Raw genomic sequence first — 19,401 nt, forward strand, 5'->3', positions numbered from 1 at the left:
GCTGGCCCTCCTTCAAATCAGTTCTTCCAACTGCCGCGCCGCTTCCCGCAGGCGCGGCAAATACTCCACAAGATCCGGCAGGTTGCGCCGCTGGATCGGCGAATGCAGCGACAGCGTCGTCACCAGCCGGTTCTGGTTGTCCCGGATCGGCACCGCCACGGCGGTCATGTCGTCCATGAATTCCTCGTTGTCGGTCGAGTAATTCCGCTCGCGGATTCGCGCCAGCTCGGCCATCAGTGCCTCGGGGTCGGTCAGCGACCGCCCGGTCCGGCGCGGCATCTCCAGGTTCTGCAACAGCCGCGACAGCTTGTCGGTGCGCAGCGACGACAGGTACATCTTGCCGCTCGCGGTGCAGTTGAACGGCACCTGCGTGCCCACCGGCAGCTGAATGCGCAGCGGCCAATGCGTCTCGACCCGGTCCAGGTACACCATGCCATAGCGCCCGGGGGCGGCCAGGTTGCAGGTTTCGCCCACATCCTCGGCCAGCGCCTTCATGATCATCAGCCGCTCGGTGCGGATGCGCTGCGACGACAGCGTGTTGATCGACAGCGTCCGCAGCCGCTTGCCCGGCCCGAACGACCGCCCGTCGACGTCGCGCTGCAAATACCCTTCCGCCTCGGCGGTGGCCAGCAGCCGATGCACCGTCGGCTTCGGCAGGCCCAGCGCCGAGACCAGCGTCGCCGGCGCCACCGGCACACCCGCCTTCGCCACCTCTTCCAACAGCACCAGCAGGCGCAGGTTGGTGGGGATCAGGTATTTTCCGTCCTTGGACTGGTCGTCGGGCATGTCACGTCTTTCCTACCTGTTCGGCAACAGTGCCAAGGCCAGGTCGGGCACCAGCGAGACAAGAACCCACACGCTGATCAAGGCAATGAGATACGGCACAGTATACTTCAGCAGCCTGAAGTATGGCACCCCCGTCACCCCCGACGCCACATAAAGGTTAAGCCCATAGGGCGGCGTGATGAACCCGATCGAGGCGCCCACCAGGAAGATCACCGAGAAATGCACCGGATCGACGCCCACGCTGGCCGCAATCGGCGCAAGAATGGGCGCCAGGATGATCGTGACAGGCAGCGATTCCAGGATCATGCCGGAAAAGAACACGATCAGCATCGCGGTGAACAGCACAGGATAATAGCCCCCCATCGAGGTCAGGAAATCGCCGATCACCTCCTGCGCGCCCAGCAGCGACAGGATCTGCTGCATCACCACCGAGATGGCGATAAGTGGCGCGAGTATCCCCGTGATCTGGGCCGAGCGCATGACGATGCCGGGGATCTCGGGGATGGTGAAGCCTTCGACCACCAGCATCGACAGGTACGATTTCTCGTTCCACGGCTTCGTCCCGTCGAGGCGGAACATGCGGCTCACCACCCAGCTCAGCAGCCCCGCGATGATGCAAAAGCCCACCGTCACGCCCGCCGCCTCGGTCGGGGAAAACTTGCCGGTATAAATGCCCCACAGCACCAGCCCGATGGCGAAAAAACCCAGCCACGCGCCGAACGCCGTCTTCAGCACCCGGTTCAGTTGCAGCGGGATCAGGTACCCCCAGCCGTTCATCCGGCAGATGATCCAGCAGGCGAACTGCATCCCGATGACCATCAGCGCCCCGGGCAGGATGCCCGCAACGAACAGGTCCGAGATCGGCAGGTTCATCAGGAACCCGTACACGATGAAGATGATCGAGGGCGGGATGATGATCCCCACCGTGCCGCCCGCCGCCGCCGTGGCCGCACTGAACCGCTCATCATAGCCGCCCTTCACCATCTCGGGATGCAGCATCGAACCGATCGTGGCCGTGGTGGCCGAGTTCGACCCCGAAATGGCGGCAAACAGCCCGCACGCCCCAAGGCTCGCCATGGCAAGTCCACCCCGCAACCAGCCAAGACAGGCATAGGCGAAATCGGACAGCCTTCGCGCGATCCCGGATTTGTTGATCAAATCCCCCGTCAGGATGAACAGCGGCATCGCCAGCAGGGCAAACCCCTTGTTGAACACGTTCAGCAATTCCGCGCCCAGGTTGTCCAGCGTCAGGTTCAACACGAAACTGCACCCGATCACCCAATAGGCGATCACCAGGAACACAGGCACACCCAGCATGAACAGGAACGTAACGCCCAGCGAAATCAGCGTAATGATGGTCCCGTCGGTCATCACACATCCCCCCCGATCACGGCCTGCTTGATCAGCGGCCGGCCCGACCGCCAGTTGGAAATATCGTCGAACAGGTTCTGGAACGTCCGCGCCGCCATCAGCAGAAAGGCGATGGGCGCGGTGATCAGGAACCACCATTGCAGCGTGTTGTCCGTGCCCAGCACGATCTGGAAATTCGACGCCGACAAGGCCGCGGCCCGCGCCGTGGTGACCATCACGATCACCGAAAAGACGAACCACAGCACCGCGTCCAGCATCAGGCAGGCGAACTGCCCCGCGCGCGGCATCCGGCTGCGGAACTCGGAAAAGCTCAGGTGGGTGCGCAGCGCGACGTTAAAGGTCGCCCCGAACCACGCCATGATCATGAACAGCAAGGGCGGGATCGTCGTCGACCACGGCAACTGACTGGAAAAGACGAACCGGTCGATCACCCCCCAGAAGATGATCAGCGCCACCGCCAGGTAAGCCACCACCATCACCGTGCGCTCCAGGTGCCGCTCGACGAAGGGCAGCGCGCGGTACATCGCCGCCAGCGCCAGCCCGCCCACCAGCGCTACCACCGCGCCCAGGTACCATGCGGCATTCGATTGCAGTGATTCCCGGATCATCCACGCATCGTTCGACGCGACGGCCGACAAAATCTCTCCCACGTCGGTCATGATCGACATGGCATCCTCCCGTTGTCGTTGCGCCGGCGTGCTCCGCCGGTCTCGGACTGGTTGCTACCGGCCCCACCACAGGGGCCGGCACCATGATGTCTAGGAAAGCGTCAGCCTTTCCACCAGCGGCGCGGCTCGACGTTCTCGGCCAGCGTCACGTCATGCTCGCGCACGGCGTCATAGATCTCCTGGTAGGTGTCGATACCACCGGCCCAGTTGTTCAGCCGCTCGCGCCACTGTTCCCACAGCTGCGGCTGGAACTCGGGGCTGCACATTTCCTCGGCCTTTTTGATCTCCTCCTCCGGCAGCGCCGCGACCCGCACGTTGTTCTGTGCAAAGATCGTGTCGGGCCCCTGGTGCGGATGGCTGAAGCCCACCGTGTTGACCAGCGCGGCCTCGTTCGCCGCCTGCACGTAGGATTGTGCGTAATAGGCCGACTCCATCACCGCGTCCTGCAACGCGCCGTCCAGGCTGTCGAAGACCGATGCGCTCATCGCCGTGTGCTCGGTCCCGCAGAAGAACTTCAGGTCAACACACTGGCTGACCACCGGCGACATGTTGGCGTAGGCCACCGCCGACGCCCAGGTCTCGGCCCCGTCGATCAGGCCCTGTTTCAGACCGTCCAGCGTCTCTTCCCACGCAATCGGCACCGGGTTCAGGTTCAGCGCCTCCATCGCGATCCGGCCAAGCTGCGTGCCCGTGACACGGTTCTTGGTGCCGAACAGCTCCTCCAGCTTGGTCACCGTGGGCTTGTCCTCCCACGACAGGCCCAACTGGATGCCGCGCAGCTCCGCGTGGCTGAACAGGAACTTCAGACCGTGGCGTTTCTCCAGCGGGTCGCGCAGGATTTCCACGCTCTTCGGATGGTACAGGAAATAATACTGATCCGCCCGGCTGCGGAACATATAGGCATAGTCCAGCACGTTCAGATAAGGCGCGCCCCCGGCCGAGTTCTGTGTCGAGGCCGCGTACATGTCCGTAATCCCCTGCTGCGTTTTCTCCACGCAGGACAGCTGGTTGCAGATCTGGTTGTTGCCGATGAACTCGATCCGGATCTCCCCGTCCGTCCGAGCCTCCAGGTCGCGGGCAAAATCCAGCACGCCCGCGCGTTCGATCAGAAGGTTCTGCGGGTTGAACCCCGCCGCCCCCAGTTTCAGCGTGTGCTTCGCCTCCTTCGAGAATCGCTTCTCATAGGTCGATTCCGCCGCACGCGCCAGGTTCGCTGCCGTCATTGCACCACCAAAGGCCCCCGCCGCCATGAGCGTCGAACTCATGCCGTAAGTGCCTGCAATCTTGAAAAAATCCCGGCGCGAAACGCCCTTCACTCGGTCATAAATTGCCATTTAATCCTCCCATTTTGACAACTTTTGAGACGTAACGTTTCAAAAAACACTAGAATAGCTTTCCCGTTCTGCATAGAGTTTTTTTAAGAAGCGGGAGGAAAACTGGTGGATACCGATTACGTGATCGTCGGCGCGGGCTCTGCGGGCTGCGTCGTGGCCAACCGGCTCAGCAAGGACCCCAAGGTGCGTGTCACCCTGCTCGAGGCCGGCCCGCCCGACCGCAATCCGTGGATCCACATCCCCGTCGGCTACTTCAAGACGATGCACAATCCCACCGTCGACTGGTGCTACAAGACCGAGCCCGACCCCGGCCTCAACGGCCGCGCCATCGACTGGCCGCGCGGCAAGGTGCTGGGCGGCTCGTCCTCGCTCAACGGGCTTCTCTACGTGCGCGGCCAGCCGCAGGATTACGACCGCTGGCGCCAGATGGGCAACACCGGCTGGGGCTGGGACGACGTGCTGCCGCTCTTCAAACGGGCCGAAAACAACGAGCGCGGGGCCGATGCCTACCACGGCGACGCCGGGCCTTTGTCTGTCTCCAACATGCGCATCCAGCGCCCCATCTGCGACGCCTGGGTCGCCGCCGCCCAGACCGCCGGATATCCCTTCAACCCCGACTACAACGGCGAGGGCCAAGAGGGCGTGGGCTATTTCCAGCTCACCACCCGCAACGGCCGCCGATGCAGCGCCGCCGTGGCCTACCTGCGCCCCATCCGCGACCGCAAGAACCTCAACATCGTCACCCACGCCCAGGTGACCCGCGTGCTGATGGACGGCAAGCGCGTCACCGGCGTCGAATACCGCGACAAGCGCGGCCAGATTCAGACCATCGGCGCCAACCGCGAGGTGATCCTCTCGGGCGGCGCCATCAACAGCCCGCAGATCCTCATGCTGTCGGGGCTGGGCGACCCCGAACACCTCAAGGAAAACGGCATCACCCCGCACCACGCCCTGCCCGGCGTGGGCCGCAACCTTCAGGACCACCTGCAAGCCCGCCTTGTCTTCAAATGCAACGAACCCACCCTGAATGACGAGGTGCGCAGCTACGCCTCGCAGGCCCGCATCGCGCTCAAATACGCGCTCTTCCGCGCGGGGCCCATGACCATGGCCGCCAGCCTTGCCACCGGCTTCCTGAAAACCCGCCCCGACGTGGAAACCCCCGACATCCAGTTCCACGTCCAGCCCTGGTCCGCCGACAGCCCCGGCGCGGGCGTGCATCCCTTCTCGGCCTTCACCATGTCGGTCTGCCAGCTGCGCCCCGAGAGCCGCGGCGAGATCCGTCTCGATGGCCCCGACCCCAAGACTTATCCCAAAATCCACCCGCATTACCTCTCGACCGATCTCGACTGCCGCACCCTCACCGAGGGCGTCAAGATCGCACGTCGCATCGCCCGCCACGCGCCCTTGTCCACCAAGATCGCCGAGGAATTCCGGCCGTCCGCCGATCTGCCGATGGACGACGACGCCGCCACCCTCGACTGGGCGCGCAACCACTCGGTCTCGATCTACCACCCCACCGGCACCTGCAAGATGGGCGACGACCCGAACGCCGTTGTCGACGCCCGTCTGCGCGTGCACGGGGTTACGGGCCTGCGCGTGGCCGATTGCTCGATCATGCCGGAAATCGTCTCGGGCAACACCAACGCCCCCGCCATCATGATCGGCGAGAAATGCGCCGACCTCGTGCTCGAGGACGCCTGAGCCCGTCCGCCCGGGAAAAGAACAAGGGACACCGCCCCACGCGCGGAACCGTCCCGGGCCGGACCCGGGACCTCAACCTCCGGGTGTCCCAAAACCCACGCTTTGCCGAAAACCCCATCCACCCCAGGCGGTTTGAAAGACGCCGTCGCGGACCTATGATAACCCCCTGACATGGCGAACAAGAAATCCCGTCTGGAATACTGGCGCGAAACCAGCCCGATCGACATCCTCAAGGATATCGGCAGCTTCTTCTATTTCGCCATGCGCCGCTTCGTGAATGACGGCCTCAGCCAGGCCGCCGGCGCGCTCACCTATTCCACCCTGCTGGCCCTCGTGCCGCTCCTTGTGATCGCCTTTGCCGTGCTCTCGGGCTTTCCCGCCTTCGACCCCGTGAAGATCCGGATGCAGGAAATGTTCTTCGGCATCCTCATCCCCGAGGTCGGCTCGGACGTACGCACCTACATCTCGGACTTCACCAGCAACGCCAGCGACTTGACCGTCGCGGGCATCATAGCCCTGCCCGTGACTGCCGTGCTGCTCCTGTCCACCATCGAGGCCACGCTCAACAGCATCTGGCGCGTCTCCCGGCCCCGTCCCCTGCATGTGCGGCTCTTGACCTTCTGGGCGCTGCTGACCATGGGCCCCCTGCTGATCGGGGCCAGCTTCACGCTCACCACCGACGTCATGCGCCCGCTTCAGGACTGGGCCAAGGACACCGGGTACCTGCCGTCGCTCGACCTGCGCGCCGACTGGCCGCGCACGGTGCTCGCGCTGATCAACACGACCATCGTCTTCACCCTGCTCTACTGCGTCGTGCCGGCGGTGCAGGTCAAGGTCCGCAACGCGCTCATCGGCGGGGCCTTCGCCGCGGTCGCCTTCCAGCTGCTGCAATGGGGCTTCAACACCTTCGTCACCTCGTCGGCCACCTATTCCACCATCTACGGCGCCGTCGCGGTCTTCCCGATCTTCCTCATCTGGGTCTACTCCTCCTGGACGGTGATCATCCTCGGTGCGGTGCTCACCGCATCCTTTCCCGACTGGTGGCGCCGGCGCGACATCCTCTCGGGCACCGCCCTCACGCCCGCCGAAACGCTTCAGGTCGCGGTCGCTCTTCTCGCGGCACTCGTCCGGCTCGCGCCCAAGGGCCGCTCGCTCAGCCAGGACGACCTGGCCGAGGCCGTGCCGCTCCTGGCGCGCGATGCCACGCTCGAGGACCTGCTAGAGGCCAACTACATCGTCGAAACCGAGGACGGCAAACTTTGCCTCGCGCGCGATCTGCACCGCGTCACCGTGGCCGAGCTGGCCCGCGACATCGGCCTCAGCCTCGGGCGCACCCGCGACATCAGCGACCGCCCCTCGCTGGAACAGGTGGCCGGCACCACCGGCACCCTGCCCGACCTGCTAACCCGCCTGCGCGAGGCCGAGGACGATATCCTCGACCGCTCCGTCGCCTCGGTCATAGCCGGCCGCGACCCGGCACCGAACGAAACCTCCCAAGCGATCAAGCTCTACTGACGTCTGCGTAGGGTGGGGTTTCACCCCACCACGCCCTACCCGTCCCGGACCTGATCCGGGACCTCCCCGACCACGTCCCACGTCTACCCCTTGGGCCGCTTCACCTTCATCCGCTCCATATCCTCGGTGATCGGAATGAACTCGTCCGCGTCCCCGGGCGGCAGCCTGAACGGCCCGCCCTCCCAATCGGCGGCCTTCCACGCCTTCTTCGCCGCCTCGATCTTCTCGATGTCCGACGACACGAAATTCCACCATATGTAGCGCGGCCCGTTGAACGTCTCGCCGCCCAGCGCCATCACCCGCGCGCCTTGCGGCCCCGCCTTGACGCTCATCCGGTCACCGGGGCGGAACACCATCATCCGCCCCGCCTCGAACACCTCGCCTGCGATCTCCACGCTGCCTTGTGTCACGTAGAGCCCCCGATCCTCGTGCTCGTCCGGCAAGGGAAAGCTAGCCCCCGGCGCCAGCACCGCGTCGGCATAGAAGATCTCGGATTGCATCGTCACCGGGCTTTTCTCGCCCCAGCCCGTGCCCAGGATCAGCCGCACCTCGGCCCCGCCGTCGTTCAGAAACGGCAGCGCCGCCTCCTTGTGGTGCTCGAAATCCGGCGCCATGTCCTCGCGGTCCTCGGGCAGCGCGATCCACGTCTGGATGCCAAAGAGGTTATGCCGCGTGGCCCGCGTCTCTTCGCTGGTGCGTTCCGAGTGGGTCACACCCTGCCCCGCCAGCATCCAGTTGACCTCGCCGGGATAGATCATCTGGTGCGTGCCCAGGCTGTCGCGATGCTCGAACTCGCCCTGGTACAGATACGTCACCGTCCCGAGGCCAATATGCGGATGCGGCCGCACGTCGATGCCGCCTTCGGTGATGAACTCCGCCGGCCCCATCTGGTCGAAGAAAATGAACGGGCCGACCATCTGCCGCTCGGGGCTCGGCAGCGCGCGGCGCACCTCGAACCCGCCCAGGTCCCGCGCCCGCGGGATGATCAGCGTCTCTATGCCGTCCAGCCCCCCGGCATCGGGGCAATCGGGGTTCTGCGTCGGGTTCCAGCTCATCTCGCTCTCCTTGTCTCAGGTCAAATGGCGCGCCAGCGCCTGCACTTCCTCGGGCCGTATCTCGTGCCCGCCGTCATGAATCACCGTCTCGACGTCCGCACCTTGCGCCGCCAGCCACTCTATCAGCCGCGCACTCAGCGGCCACGGACAGATCGGATCCTGCCGCCCCGCCGTGACAAGCACATGTCGCCCATCCAGTCCCGAAACCGGCTCCGGCTCCCACGGGATCAGCGGATGCATCAGCCCCACCCGGTCAAACAGGTCCGGTCGCGCCATCACGACCGAGGCCAGTATATTCGCCCCGTTGGAATAGCCGAAGCCATACGTGTCCACGCCCGGATGCGCCTCCTTGTGCGCCTCGACGAAGCGCACCATCGCTTGCGTGCGCCGCGCAAGGTCGTCCATGTCATAGACCCCCTCGCCCGTGCGCCGGAAAAACCGCGCCGCGCCGTGCTCCGACACGTCCCCCCGCGGCGAAACGATGCCGGCCGCCGGGTTCACCTGCCGCACAAGATCGAAGAACTGCGTCTCGTCCCCGCCCGTGCCATGAAAGGCAAAGACCAGCGGCGCGCCCGCATCGGGCGCCCGCGTCTTGGCATGGTAAAGATCCAGCGCCATCGCCTCACTCCACCAGCTTCGGCAGATGCGCCTCGATCTTGGCGCGGTGCGGCTCGTAGCGATCCGGCAGCTTCAGCGCCGAGCCCAGGTTCGCCGTATCCTCGTCCCGGTCGAAGCCCGGCTCGTTGGTCGCCACCTCGAACAGCACATCGCCCGGCGTGCGGAAATAGATCGACCAGAAATAGTCGCGGTCGATCACCGGCGTCACGTCATACCCTGTGTCCACCAGCCGCTTGCGCACGTCCAGCTGCGTCGCCCGGTCCTCGACCGAGAACGCGATATGGTGCACCGATCCCGCGCCCTGGTTGGCCGGCTTGGCGCTCGGCGCCTCCTGCAGGTCGATCGTGTCCGCCGCATTCCCGCCCTCGACGACATAGCGCGTCAGGTCGCCCTGGGTATCCATCTTCTGATACCCCATGAAGCGCAAGAGTTCGCCCGTCGCATCCGCATCGCGCAGCGCGAACCGCGCCCCGTGAAAGCCCAGGATAGCGGCACTTTCCGGCACGTCCGCGCCCGTCCACGGCGTGCGCCCGCGCACATCCGTCTCGACCAGCGCGAAACCGTCGCCATCCGGGCCGTCAAAGCCCAGCCGCTTCTCGCCGAACGCCTCATCCTCGATCAGCCCGGTCACACCCGCCGCGGCTAGACGGTTTTTCCAATAGCCCAGTGCGCCGTGCGGCACCGCAAATTCGGTCACGCCGACCTCGCCCACGCCCCGCGTGCCGCGCGGCATCTGGCCGAAGGGGAAGGTCGTCATCACCGCCCCCGGCGTGCCCACCTCGTCGCCGAAATACAGGTGATACACCTCAGGCGCGTCGAAATTCACCGTGATCTTCACCCGGCGCAATCCCAGCACCTTGGTAAAGAATGCGTTGTTGTCATTGGCATCGCCCGCCATCGACGTCACGTGATGCAGGCCCTTGATCTTGGTAATCATCCTGTCGCCCTTTCGGTTGAGGAACTGTTACCGTGCAATCTGGGGCAAAGGCCGCCCCAGGGGAATAGCAACAAACTTGCATAGACTATTGCGCATGGTGCAATAATGGTTTCATGCAGGATATCAAACCCATCCGCGTCTTTCTCGAAGTGGCCGAACGGCGCAGCTTCGCCGCCGCCGCCCGCGCGCTCGACATGACCCCCTCCAGCGTCACGCGCATCGTGGCCCGGCTCGAAGACAGCCTTGGCCAGCAGCTGCTCCTGCGCACCACCCGCAAGGTCTCGCTCACCGATGCCGGTGCCGTGGTCGCCGCCCGCTACCGCCCGCTTCTGGCGGAGCTTGACGCCACCACCGACGCGCTGATGCACGCCGCCCATCCCGACGCGGGCCGCCTGCGCCTCAACGCGCCCATGTCATTGGGCCTGCGCCTGATGCCGGGCCTCATCGCCGCCTTCCGCGACGCCTATCCCCGGATCGACCTCAACGTCACCCTGACCGACCGCTTCGTCGACATCATCGAAGACCCCTATGACCTGTCGATCCGCATCTCCGGGCCTCCGTCCGACAAATCCACCATCTGGCGCAAGATCTGCGAGGTGCCGCGCCACGCCGTCGCCGCCCCCTCCCTTTTCGCCGACACAGCCGCACCCACCGACCCCGCCGACCTGCCCCGCGACCTGTGCCTGTCCTACAGCGCCACCGGCACGCCCGAGACGTGGGAGTTCACCCGCGACGGGGCCAACCGCACCGTCCAGGCGGGCAGCCGCCTGATCACCAACAACGGCGACCTGCTCTGCCAGGTGGCCCGCCTGGGCCAGGGCATCACCGTGCTGCCCGACTTCCTCGTGGCCGACGGACTGGCCTCAGGCGAGATCACGATCCTGATGCCCGACTGGCAGGTCAGCCCCCTCTGGCTCACGCTTTTCTACCCGCCGTATGAGGCGTTTCCCCCGCTGGTGGCCACCTTCACCACCTTCTTCGAAGACTATATCCGCCGCACCGCCCCCGTCTTCTTCCGTTTCGCCTGACAGGGCCCTGCACAAAAATCCAGCAGTTCCGGCCCCTTAGCCAAGCCCGCTCAGCCCCCGGCAACTGACTATCTTGCCAGCCCCGCGTCCGCCTGCTTCTATGAAACGCCGGAGGTGAACATGTCATCAGACCCTTTCTTCGACGAAATGTGGGGCACGTCGCAATCCCTGCGCGACCCCTATGCCACGTTCCACCAGTGGTTCGACGCCGAGGACCCCGCCCGCCTGCGCGCCAAGCAGCGCGAGGCCGAGGATCTCTTTCGCCTGACCGGCATCACCTTCAACGTCTACGGCCGCGCCGAGGCCGAGGAGCGGCTCATTCCCTTCGACATCATCCCGCGCATCCTGTCGGGCAACGAATGGTACAAGCTGTCGCGCGGCATCGAACAGCGCGTCCGCGCGATCAACGCCTTCCTGCACGACATCTATCACAAGCAGGAAATCGTGAAGGCCGGCCGCCTACCCGCCGAGATGATCGCCCGCAACGAGGCCTTCCTGCCCCACATGATCGGGGTCGAGCCGCCCGGCGGCGTCTACACCCACATCGTCGGCATCGACGTGGTCCGCACCGGCCCCGGCGACTTCTTCGTGCTCGAAGACAACGCCCGCACCCCCTCGGGCGTCAGCTACATGCTGGAAAACCGCGAAACCATGCTCCAGATGTTCCCCGAGCTGTTTTCCCGCAACCGCGTCCAGCCGGTCCAGAACTATCCCACCAACCTGCGCCGTTCGCTCGCCGCCTGCGCGCCCGAAATTACCAAGGACGCGCCCGTGGTGGCCGTGCTGACCCCCGGCATCTACAATTCCGCCTATTTCGAACACGCCTTCCTGGCCGACCAGATGGGCGTCGAACTGGTCGAAGGCAACGATCTGCGCGTGGTCGACGGCCGCGTCGCCATGCGCACCACCCGCGGCTACACACCCATCGACGTGCTCTATCGCCGCGTCGACGACGACTTTCTCGATCCGCTCAACTTCAACCCCGACAGCCAGCTTGGCGTCGCGGGCATCATGGATGTCTACCGCGCGGGCGGCATCACCATCGCCAACGCGCCGGGCACCGGCATCGCCGACGACAAGGCGATCTACTCCTACATGCCCGACATCGTGGAATTCTACACCGGCGAACAGCCGCTTCTGCCCAACGTCCCCACCTGGCGCTGCTCGGATGCCGACGACCTGGCCTATGTGCGCGAACACCTGGCCGAACTGGTGGTGAAAGAGGTTCACGGCTCCGGCGGCTACGGAATGCTCGTCGGCCCCGCCGCGTCGAAAAAGGAAATCGCCGACTTCGCGAAAAAGCTCGACGCCAAGCCCTCGAACTACATCGCCCAGCCCACGCTCAGCCTCTCGACCGTGCCCACCTTCACCGCCAAGGGCCTCAGCCCCCGGCATGTCGACCTGCGCCCGTTCGTCTTGGTCAATCCCGACGGCATCCAGATCACGCCCGGCGGCCTGACGCGCGTGGCGCTCAAGAAAGGCTCGCTGGTGGTGAACTCGTCGCAGGGCGGCGGCACCAAGGACACCTGGGTGCTGGAGGACTGACATGCTGGGCAAAACCGCAAACGGCCTCTTCTGGCTCTTCCGCTACCTCGAACGGGCCGAAAACACCGCCCGTCTGATCGAGACCGGCCAGCGCATCGCGCTGACCCGCCTGGGCGACAGCGCCTCGGAATGGCGCTCGGTGCTGCAATCGGCCGGCGTCTGGCCCGCCTTCGAGGCGGCCAAGGGCGAGGTCACCAAGGAGGCCGCGATCAACTGGCTTCTGCGCGACCGGGGCAACAGCTCGTCGGTCTATTCCTGCATCTGCGCCGCCCGCCAGAACGCGCGGCTGGTGCGCACCGCGCTGACCGGCGACATGTGGGAGGCGATCAACAGCGCCTACATGAACGCCCAGGAAAACCTCGGCCGCCAGGTGGCCGAACGCGACCTGCCCGGCTGTCTGCGCACCCTGCGCCAGAACACCTCGCTGGTGCGCGGCATGACCCACGGCACCATGCTGCGCGGCGAACGGTATGATTTCGCCCGGCTCGGCACCTTCCTCGAACGCGCCGATAACACGGCGCGCATCCTCGACGTGAAATACTACGTGCTGCTGCCTTCGGCCCGCGCCGTGGGCTCGGCACTGGACAACGTGCAGTGGGAAACCATTCTGCGCTCGGTCGCCGCGCGCGGCGGCTTTCGCATGGAATACGGCGCCGATTCCGGCCCGCGCGACATCACCCATTTCCTCATTCTCGACCAGCGCCTGCCACGCAGCCTCGCCTTCTGCGCTGCCCAGCTTCAGGAAAACCTGCGCAGCCTCAACGCCGGCAACGCCCACCCGTCGGACGCCATGAAAAAGCTCGACTTCATCAACCGCAAGTATCTCGCCCACGAGGTCGACGCGATCTTCGATTACGGCCTGCACGAATACATCACCGAGATCATTGCCCTGCTCGCCGACCTGGCGCAGGAGATCGAGCGCGAGTACCGCTTCTATGAGTGACCCCATGCACCTGCACATAAAGCACATCACGCGCTACCGCTTTTCCGGCCCCGTGACCTATGGCCTGCAACAGCTGCGCAAAACGCCCAAGACCACGCGCGCCCAGCAGATCCTGACCTGGTCCACCAGCATCGAGAACGGCCGCAAGGAGGCGGATTTCACCGACCATCACAACAACGCCGTCGAGTTGATCAGCTTCGACCGCGACACCACCGAACTGACCGTGACCAGCCAGGGCGAAGTGGTGCTCGAGGATGTCAGCGGCGTGCTGGGCCGGCACCTGGGCCCCGCGCCGCTCTGGCTCTACGAACAGGCCACCAAGCGTACCGAGGCCAAGTCCGGCGCCCGCGCCCTCATCCGCAAGGTCGACGAACCCGAGCCGCTCGACCGCCTGCACGCGCTCAGCAAGACGATCCGCGACAGCGTGGCCTTCCAGGTCGGCGCGTCCGAGCCCAGCTGGTCCGCCGAGGACGCGATCAGCCACGGCAAGGGCGTCTGCCAGGACCATACCCACATCTTCCTGGCCTGCGCCCGCGCCATGGGCTTTCCCGCCCGTTACGTCTCGGGCTATCTCATGCTCGACGACCGCACCGCCCAGGACGCGATGCACGCCTGGGCCGAGGCGCATGTCGAGGCGCTGGGGTGGGTCGGCTTCGACATATCCAACGGAATTTCCCCCGACACACGCTACGTCCGCGTTGCAACGGGTCTCGATTACGCCGATGCTGCGCCCATCACAGGCACCAGAATCGGCGGCCCCGAGGAACGCCTCGAGGTCGAGATCGACGTCACCCAACAATAGCGAAGGACGGGCATGACATATTGCGTGGGAATGGTTCTCGACCGGGGCCTCGTGTTCATGTCGGACACCCGCACCAATGCCGGGCTGGATAATATCTCGACCTTCAAGAAGCTGACGACCTGGGAAAGCCCCGGCGACCGCGTCATCACGCTTCTCTCCGCCGGCAACCTCGCCACCACCCAGTCGGTGATCAGCCTGCTCGACGAACGCTCCAAATCCCCCGGCGACCGCACGCCGTCCCTGCTGGGCGTGCCCTCGCTCTTTCAGGCCGCGCGCATGGTGGCCGACACTCTGCGCGAGGTGATCGAGCGCACGGGCGACAGCGGCCAGCGCGCCGACGGCACCTTTAACGCCACCATCATGCTGGGCGGCCAGATCGCCGGCAGCCCGCCGCGCCTCTTTCTGATCTACCCCGAGGGCAATTTCATCGAGGCCGGCGACGACACGCCCTTCTTCCAGATGGGCGAAACCAAGTATGGCCGCCCCATCCTCGTGCGCGCTTTCGATCCCGACCTCAGCTTCGAGGCCGCGATGAAGCTCCTGCTGGTCAGCTTCGACTCCACGCTCAAGGCCAACCTGACCGTGGGCGCGCCGTTCGATTTCCACATCTACGAAACCGACAGCCTGACGATCGGCCAGACCGGTCGGATAGAGGCCGACAGCCCCTGGTTCGAGGCCGTCTCCAAGGGCTGGGGCGAGGCGCTCAAATCCGCCCTCGACAGCCTGCCGGACGTCAAGCTGTCAAAGCTTCAGTAGCTGAACCAGCCGATGACGGCATCGCAACGGTCAGGGCCGAAACCGCCCCGCGCGACCCCACCTGCAAACCTAAGCCACGGTCATCGCCTTTTCACGAATACATCTCGGTCTCAAAATCAGTGCCGTGACAAAGGCGAGCGCCGCCGTTCCCCAAAACATCGGTTCGGCCCCAAACGCCGATGACGCACGGCCAGCGGCGATAGGCCCCAGTATGTTGCCAAGTCCGGTGATGAACAGCGCTGCGGTGAAACTCAACGAAGGAAGGTCGGGAAATAGCCGCTCCGACCAGAGCGACAGCACCGCGCTGATCATCATCACGAAGACGCCCTGCAATCCTGCCGAAACGATTACACCGTCCAAGGACGTAGGCGCCCATGCGATCAGCGCGATCGACAGCGCCGCGCAGACCGACAAACCTCGCAGCAGCCAGGCCAGGCCAATCACCGACTTGATCCGTGCCGTCAGAAGACCAAAAAGCCCCAGCGCCCCATAGGCGCAAAAGACGATTGCACCGCTGGCCTCTGACGGCAGCCCGGCCAGCCCGCCTTGCTCGGCCACACGGTCGGCCGCGAAGGTTACGTAGATTCCGTTGGTCAGGCCGAACGACAACGCGACCAGGTACAATGGAATCGCCGACCACGTAACCAGGTCGTGCCACTTTCGCGGCGGCGCCTTGCCGGCGGGTTCCACCGTGTCGAACAGCGCCACAAGGTTGGCAAGCGCCGCGCCACCCGCGCCGACAGCGAAGATCGTCCAGACCACGCGCCACCCAAAGCCCGACACGGCGACCACCAGCGCAAGAACACCGGACAGCAGAACACCTATCGCGGTGCCCGAACTGATGGCCGCCAACGCTTCGGGCCGGTCGCGATCATACAGAACGCGTTGTGCGGCGTTGTTGAACGGCGTCCACGAAAAACCGGCGCTGGCGCTGGCAAGCGCTACACCAACGGCAAGAACGATGGGATCGGGGGCAACAGCGACCATGGCAAGGCCAATCGTTGCGAAAACCATACCGCAGACAACGGGCACGCGCGGCCCCGCAAGAGCGATCAGCTTGTAGGAACAGAAAAGTCCAATCAGGAATCCGGCAAAGCCAAGACTCGAGATCATCCCCGCAGTACTGGTCGAGATCGAAAAGGTATCGCGAAATTGCGGCAGGAACAGACCAAAGCCGACCCGCGCAGGCCCGAAGGCGATGGCAGTGGCCGCCGAACCGGCCGAGGCGATGCGTGTCAGCGTTTGCAAGCTTGCCCTCCGATCTCTGACCGGAAAACAGATGAGGCCGGTTTTTCGTTCCGTTCCCTTGGCGGTGCGCCAACACGGCAAAGAGAGGACCTCGCGCGTCAGCGACCTGCCCGCAGCAGCCTGCAATAGCGGCCAGACCCGTCTGTCCGTGCCACCGCACCGCCAGCGGCCAATCTGCCCAATCCGGTTGAAACCCCTGGGTTAAAATGCACATTCAGGGTCAACGACAGGAAAAGGACGATCCCATGCTGCCAGAGACAATGAAAACCGTGGAAATGCGCGAACCCGGCAAACCCGAGGTGCTGGAACTGGGCGAACGCCCCGTGCCACAGCCCGCCGCCTCCGAGGTGCTCATCAAGGTCACCGCAACGGGTGTGAACGGCCCCGATCTCGTTCAGCGCCGCGGGCACTACCCGCCGCCCAAGGGCGCGTCCGACCTTCTGGGGCTCGAAGTCTCTGGCAAGGTCGCGGCGCTCGGTGACAGCGTCTCGGGCTGGGCCGTGGGCGACGCGATCTGCGGGCTGACCAACGGCGGCGGTTATGCCGAATACGTGGCCGTCGACGCCACCCATTGCCTGCCCATCCCCGCAGGGCTCGACGAAACCGACGCCGCCGGCCTGTGCGAGACCTATTTCACCGTCTGGTCCAACCTCTTTCTCGACACGCCCCCGGCGCCGCAAGACCTGCTTCTGGTGCATGGCGGCGCGGGCGGCATCGGCTCCACCGCCATCCAACTGGGCCGTGCATTGGATATGCGCGTTTTCACCACTTGCACCGGCAAGGATGACATCGACTACGTGACGCAACTCGGCGCCGAACGCGCCATCGATTTCAAGACCGAGGATTTCGTCCCAATCGTCCGCGAAGCGGGCGGCGCCAACCTGATCCTCGACATCATCGGCGGCGATTACGTGGCCCGCAACATCAAGGCCGCCCATGCCGACGCCCGCATCGTGCAACTGGCCTTCAACGGTGGCTCGAAGATGGAGATCGACCTGATGCCGGTGATGCTCAAGCGGCTGGTCTATACCGGCTCGACCCTGCGCTCGCGGCCCGACACGTTCAAGACCCGCGTGGCGCAGGATCTGCTGGAAAAGGTCTGGCCGCTTCTGGCCGAGGGCACGGTCGGCACCTATACCCACAAGGTCTTTCCGTTTGAGGAGGCGACGGCGGCCCACGAGTTGATGGAATCCGCCACACACCGCGGCAAGATCCTCCTGCGCCCGTAACCGGCGATCCCGTCCCGGCCACCGGGCCAAGACTTTTCGTGAAAAAGTCTTGGCAAAAGTCTTCAAAAGACTTTTGCACCGCGCGCCCCGTTCATATCGGGCGCCGGACGCCGGCACCGTCGCGATACCGACACAAATACCGACACGATACCGACGCGGTTTGCGGCGCCCTGCGCCCGTTTACCTTCGAGTCGCAAAAGGGGCGGCGCATTCCCTGCACCGCCCCCGAAACTGTCATGCCGAAACCGGACCGGCTTACTCGCCGGTGATCGCGGTTGCGCCGACCTTTGCGATCAGCTTTTCATGTGCGACCTTCTGGTTCTCGTGGAACGTGGCAAGGTCCTCACCCTTCATCATCGCGTCGCAGGTCAGGCCGTCGGACTTGCAGTAGGACTGCCATTCCTCGCTGTCGAACAGCTCCTGGAAGAGGTTGGTGTACCATTCCACCGCCTCGGGATCCATGTCCGGCGGGCCGTTGACCGAGCGCTGCATGTAGTACTCGATCTCCACGCCCAGCTCCTTGGCCGTCGGCACGTCCGGGAAGGCCGGCATCCGCTCGGCGGTGAACTGCACCAGCGGCTTGGTGTTGCCCGCGCGCCAGAACTCCATCTGCTCGGCAGGGTTGTTCACGGTGCTATCAATTTGATTTCCAACAAGGTTCTTGGCCACCGTGCCACCGCCCGGGAACGGGATATAGGTCACGTCATAGCCGAACTCGGCTTCCATCATCGCGGTCAGAACGCTGTCTTCCTGGCCCGATCCCGTGCCGCCGACCTTCCAGTCCAGCCCCGCTTCGGACACCGTCGCGTTGAAGCTCTCGAGGTCGGTGATGTCCTCGCGGTCGGTGTTGACCCACAGCAGGAACGTGTCCATCGCCATCAGCGCGATCGGCGTGAACTCGGTCACGTCGACACCCAGATCTTCCTGGATGATCGGCGTGGTGTAGAAGCTGTTCAGCGTCATCATCACGACGTGGTTGTCACCCGCCTTGTCCTGCAGATACCGCAGCGCCTCGGCCCCCGATCCACCCGGCTTGTTGATCGGAATGAACGGCCGCGGGCTCAGGTCCTTCTTCTGAATGAGGCCCTGCAACAGGCGCGCAATCTGATCCGCGCCACCGCCGGTGCCGGCCATGATGATGAACTCGACCGGCTTTTGCGGCTGCCATTCCGCCAGCGCCGCCGGCGCCGTCAACGCCAGCGCGGACGCGCTTGCAACAAGTAGCTTAAAGGTCTTCATGATATTCCTCCCTAATGGTTTCCGGTCTTGGCCGGACTTGAGCCGATCCTCCCAATCAGCTATCGCGGTATGCAATGGTATTTTATTGCATACACATACCGTTGCGCGAAACAAAATTGCGCACCAAGGCACCAAATAGCATGTCCGCGTTCATTGCAAGGATTTCTTCGCCCTGGCAACCCGACTGGCAAGAGCGGCGAAGGAAACAGAGGTCACTTTGAACGTTTATACTTGATACATCAAATCTTTAAACGTCGAAGCTCAGGTATTACTTCAAGAAATATCTGAAGGGCAGTCCGCATTTTGGCCTGCCCTTCCTGGCGCGGACCTACTCCGCCGCGGTTTTCTGCGGGTCGCCGACGGCGCCGCTGTCGAGCACCGCCTGCAGCTCATCGCCCTCGTAGCCCAGCACGTCGCGCAGGATCTCCACCGTGTGCTCGCCCAGAAGCGGCGAGCGGGTCACGTCCACCGGGCTGTCGCTCAGCTTGATCGGACAGCCCACCGACGCGTATTTGCCGCGCTTGGGATGGTCCACATCCACGATCGTGCCGGTGGCGCGCAGCCCCTCGTCCTCGATCAGTTCCTTCGTGGACAGGATCGGTCCCACCGGAATGTTCAGCGGGTTG

The 19,401-nt window shown here is 64.7% G+C and carries 18 protein-coding genes; 8 read left to right on the forward strand and 10 right to left on the reverse strand.

All coding sequences use genetic code 11. The features are described 5' to 3' along the window. Positions 1 to 12: 12 nt before the first annotated feature. From XM53_RS18760 to XM53_RS18775, 4 genes are all read right to left on the reverse strand, one after another. The gene (locus XM53_RS18760) at positions 13 to 786 is read right to left on the reverse strand and encodes an IclR family transcriptional regulator (protein WP_057796136.1); all 774 of its coding nucleotides are present in this window, start codon (positions 784 to 786) and stop codon (positions 13 to 15) included. A 12-nt stretch (positions 787 to 798) separates the two neighbouring features. Then, the gene (locus tag XM53_RS18765) at positions 799 to 2,157 is read right to left on the reverse strand and encodes a TRAP transporter large permease (protein WP_057796137.1); all 1,359 of its coding nucleotides are present in this window, start codon (positions 2,155 to 2,157) and stop codon (positions 799 to 801) included. Next, positions 2,157 to 2,825 (reverse strand): TRAP transporter small permease, encoded by a 669-nt coding sequence (locus XM53_RS18770; protein ID WP_057796138.1) that lies wholly within the window; start codon positions 2,823 to 2,825, stop codon positions 2,157 to 2,159. The genes XM53_RS18765 and XM53_RS18770 overlap by 1 nt, the downstream gene beginning before the upstream one ends. Before the next feature lie 101 nt (positions 2,826 to 2,926). Continuing rightward, positions 2,927 to 4,159, reverse strand: a complete 1,233-nt coding sequence (locus XM53_RS18775) for a TRAP transporter substrate-binding protein (RefSeq protein WP_057796139.1) — start codon at positions 4,157 to 4,159, stop codon at positions 2,927 to 2,929. A gap of 105 nt (positions 4,160 to 4,264) precedes the next feature. On the opposite strand from XM53_RS18775, the gene XM53_RS18780 reads away from it, so the two are divergent. Both XM53_RS18780 and XM53_RS18785 read left to right on the forward strand, forming a co-directional pair. Next, positions 4,265 to 5,860: a GMC family oxidoreductase gene (locus XM53_RS18780; RefSeq protein WP_057796140.1), complete on the forward strand. Its 1,596-nt coding sequence runs from the start codon at positions 4,265 to 4,267 to the stop codon at positions 5,858 to 5,860. Between the two features lie 171 nt (positions 5,861 to 6,031). After that, positions 6,032 to 7,375: a YihY family inner membrane protein gene (locus XM53_RS18785; RefSeq protein ID WP_057796141.1), complete on the forward strand. Its 1,344-nt coding sequence runs from the start codon at positions 6,032 to 6,034 to the stop codon at positions 7,373 to 7,375. Between the two features lie 83 nt (positions 7,376 to 7,458). Here XM53_RS18785 and XM53_RS18790 read toward each other — a convergent pair whose 3' ends face one another. Genes XM53_RS18790 through XM53_RS18800 form a run of 3 tightly spaced genes read right to left on the reverse strand, consistent with a single transcriptional unit; the run spans position 7,459 to position 9,985 of the window. After that, positions 7,459 to 8,430, reverse strand: a complete 972-nt coding sequence (locus tag XM53_RS18790; RefSeq protein WP_057796142.1) for a pirin family protein — start codon at positions 8,428 to 8,430, stop codon at positions 7,459 to 7,461. A 15-nt stretch (positions 8,431 to 8,445) separates the two neighbouring features. Beyond that, entirely contained in the window at positions 8,446 to 9,048 is a 603-nt protein-coding gene (locus XM53_RS18795) for an alpha/beta hydrolase (protein WP_057796145.1), read from the reverse strand. 4 nt (positions 9,049 to 9,052) lie between these two features. Continuing rightward, on the reverse strand, positions 9,053 to 9,985 hold the full coding sequence (locus XM53_RS18800; protein ID WP_057796147.1) for a ring-cleaving dioxygenase: 933 nt from the start codon (positions 9,983 to 9,985) through the stop codon (positions 9,053 to 9,055). A 113-nt stretch (positions 9,986 to 10,098) separates the two neighbouring features. Between XM53_RS18800 and XM53_RS18805 the strand changes: the two genes are divergently transcribed. The 5 genes from XM53_RS18805 (at position 10,099) to XM53_RS18825 (ending at position 15,059) form a co-directional block, all read left to right on the forward strand. Next, positions 10,099 to 11,013, forward strand: coding sequence for a LysR family transcriptional regulator (locus XM53_RS18805; RefSeq protein WP_057796149.1), 915 nt, complete (start codon positions 10,099 to 10,101; stop codon positions 11,011 to 11,013). A 120-nt stretch (positions 11,014 to 11,133) separates the two neighbouring features. Further along, positions 11,134 to 12,558 carry a circularly permuted type 2 ATP-grasp protein gene (locus XM53_RS18810; protein WP_057796151.1) on the forward strand — a complete coding sequence of 475 codons (1,425 nt, stop codon included), beginning with the start codon at positions 11,134 to 11,136 and terminating at the stop codon, positions 12,556 to 12,558. 1 nt (position 12,559) lies between these two features. Then, positions 12,560 to 13,501 (forward strand): alpha-E domain-containing protein, encoded by a 942-nt coding sequence (locus tag XM53_RS18815; protein WP_057796153.1) that lies wholly within the window; start codon positions 12,560 to 12,562, stop codon positions 13,499 to 13,501. 4 nt (positions 13,502 to 13,505) lie between these two features. Beyond that, positions 13,506 to 14,303 (forward strand): transglutaminase family protein, encoded by a 798-nt coding sequence (locus tag XM53_RS18820; protein WP_057796176.1) that lies wholly within the window; start codon positions 13,506 to 13,508, stop codon positions 14,301 to 14,303. A gap of 12 nt (positions 14,304 to 14,315) precedes the next feature. After that, the gene (locus XM53_RS18825) at positions 14,316 to 15,059 is read left to right on the forward strand and encodes a proteasome-type protease (protein WP_057796155.1); all 744 of its coding nucleotides are present in this window, start codon (positions 14,316 to 14,318) and stop codon (positions 15,057 to 15,059) included. Positions 15,060 to 15,128: 69 nt separating this feature from the next. Here the strand turns inward: XM53_RS18825 and XM53_RS18830 are convergent, their stop codons facing one another. Next, positions 15,129 to 16,433 (reverse strand): MFS transporter, encoded by a 1,305-nt coding sequence (locus XM53_RS18830; protein WP_236544562.1) that lies wholly within the window; start codon positions 16,431 to 16,433, stop codon positions 15,129 to 15,131. A 119-nt stretch (positions 16,434 to 16,552) separates the two neighbouring features. Between XM53_RS18830 and XM53_RS18835 the strand changes: the two genes are divergently transcribed. Next, positions 16,553 to 17,536: an NAD(P)H-quinone oxidoreductase gene (locus tag XM53_RS18835; RefSeq protein ID WP_057796157.1), complete on the forward strand. Its 984-nt coding sequence runs from the start codon at positions 16,553 to 16,555 to the stop codon at positions 17,534 to 17,536. Positions 17,537 to 17,791: 255 nt separating this feature from the next. Here XM53_RS18835 and XM53_RS18840 read toward each other — a convergent pair whose 3' ends face one another. Next, on the reverse strand, positions 17,792 to 18,775 hold the full coding sequence (locus XM53_RS18840) for a Bug family tripartite tricarboxylate transporter substrate binding protein (RefSeq protein WP_057796159.1): 984 nt from the start codon (positions 18,773 to 18,775) through the stop codon (positions 17,792 to 17,794). Between the two features lie 328 nt (positions 18,776 to 19,103). Next, positions 19,104 to 19,401 (reverse strand): CoA transferase (locus tag XM53_RS18845; RefSeq protein ID WP_201455440.1); only part of this gene is annotated, 298 nt, incomplete at its 5' end.

Origin of the sequence: Roseovarius atlanticus, assembly GCF_001441615.1 — a bacterium.
Taxonomy (GTDB): Bacteria; Pseudomonadota; Alphaproteobacteria; order Rhodobacterales; family Rhodobacteraceae; genus Roseovarius; species Roseovarius atlanticus.

Bases quoted from the DNA above. Each gene is read 5' to 3' on its own strand.
- XM53_RS18760 (WP_057796136.1), bottom strand. From the start codon at position 786: ATGCCCGACGACCAGTCCAAGGACGGAAAATACCTGATCCCCACCAAC.
- XM53_RS18765 (WP_057796137.1), bottom strand. From the start codon at position 2,157: ATGACCGACGGGACCATCATTACGCTGATTTCGCTGGGCGTTACGTTC.
- XM53_RS18770 (WP_057796138.1), bottom strand. From the start codon at position 2,825: ATGTCGATCATGACCGACGTGGGAGAGATTTTGTCGGCCGTCGCGTCG.
- XM53_RS18775 (WP_057796139.1), bottom strand. From the start codon at position 4,159: ATGGCAATTTATGACCGAGTGAAGGGCGTTTCGCGCCGGGATTTTTTC.
- XM53_RS18785 (WP_057796141.1), top strand. From the start codon at position 6,032: ATGGCGAACAAGAAATCCCGTCTGGAATACTGGCGCGAAACCAGCCCG.
- XM53_RS18790 (WP_057796142.1), bottom strand. From the start codon at position 8,430: ATGAGCTGGAACCCGACGCAGAACCCCGATTGCCCCGATGCCGGGGGG.
- XM53_RS18795 (WP_057796145.1), bottom strand. From the start codon at position 9,048: ATGGCGCTGGATCTTTACCATGCCAAGACGCGGGCGCCCGATGCGGGC.
- XM53_RS18800 (WP_057796147.1), bottom strand. From the start codon at position 9,985: ATGATTACCAAGATCAAGGGCCTGCATCACGTGACGTCGATGGCGGGC.
- XM53_RS18805 (WP_057796149.1), top strand. From the start codon at position 10,099: ATGCAGGATATCAAACCCATCCGCGTCTTTCTCGAAGTGGCCGAACGG.
- XM53_RS18810 (WP_057796151.1), top strand. From the start codon at position 11,134: ATGTCATCAGACCCTTTCTTCGACGAAATGTGGGGCACGTCGCAATCC.
- XM53_RS18815 (WP_057796153.1), top strand. From the start codon at position 12,560: ATGCTGGGCAAAACCGCAAACGGCCTCTTCTGGCTCTTCCGCTACCTC.
- XM53_RS18820 (WP_057796176.1), top strand. From the start codon at position 13,506: ATGCACCTGCACATAAAGCACATCACGCGCTACCGCTTTTCCGGCCCC.
- XM53_RS18825 (WP_057796155.1), top strand. From the start codon at position 14,316: ATGACATATTGCGTGGGAATGGTTCTCGACCGGGGCCTCGTGTTCATG.
- XM53_RS18835 (WP_057796157.1), top strand. From the start codon at position 16,553: ATGCTGCCAGAGACAATGAAAACCGTGGAAATGCGCGAACCCGGCAAA.
- XM53_RS18840 (WP_057796159.1), bottom strand. From the start codon at position 18,775: ATGAAGACCTTTAAGCTACTTGTTGCAAGCGCGTCCGCGCTGGCGTTG.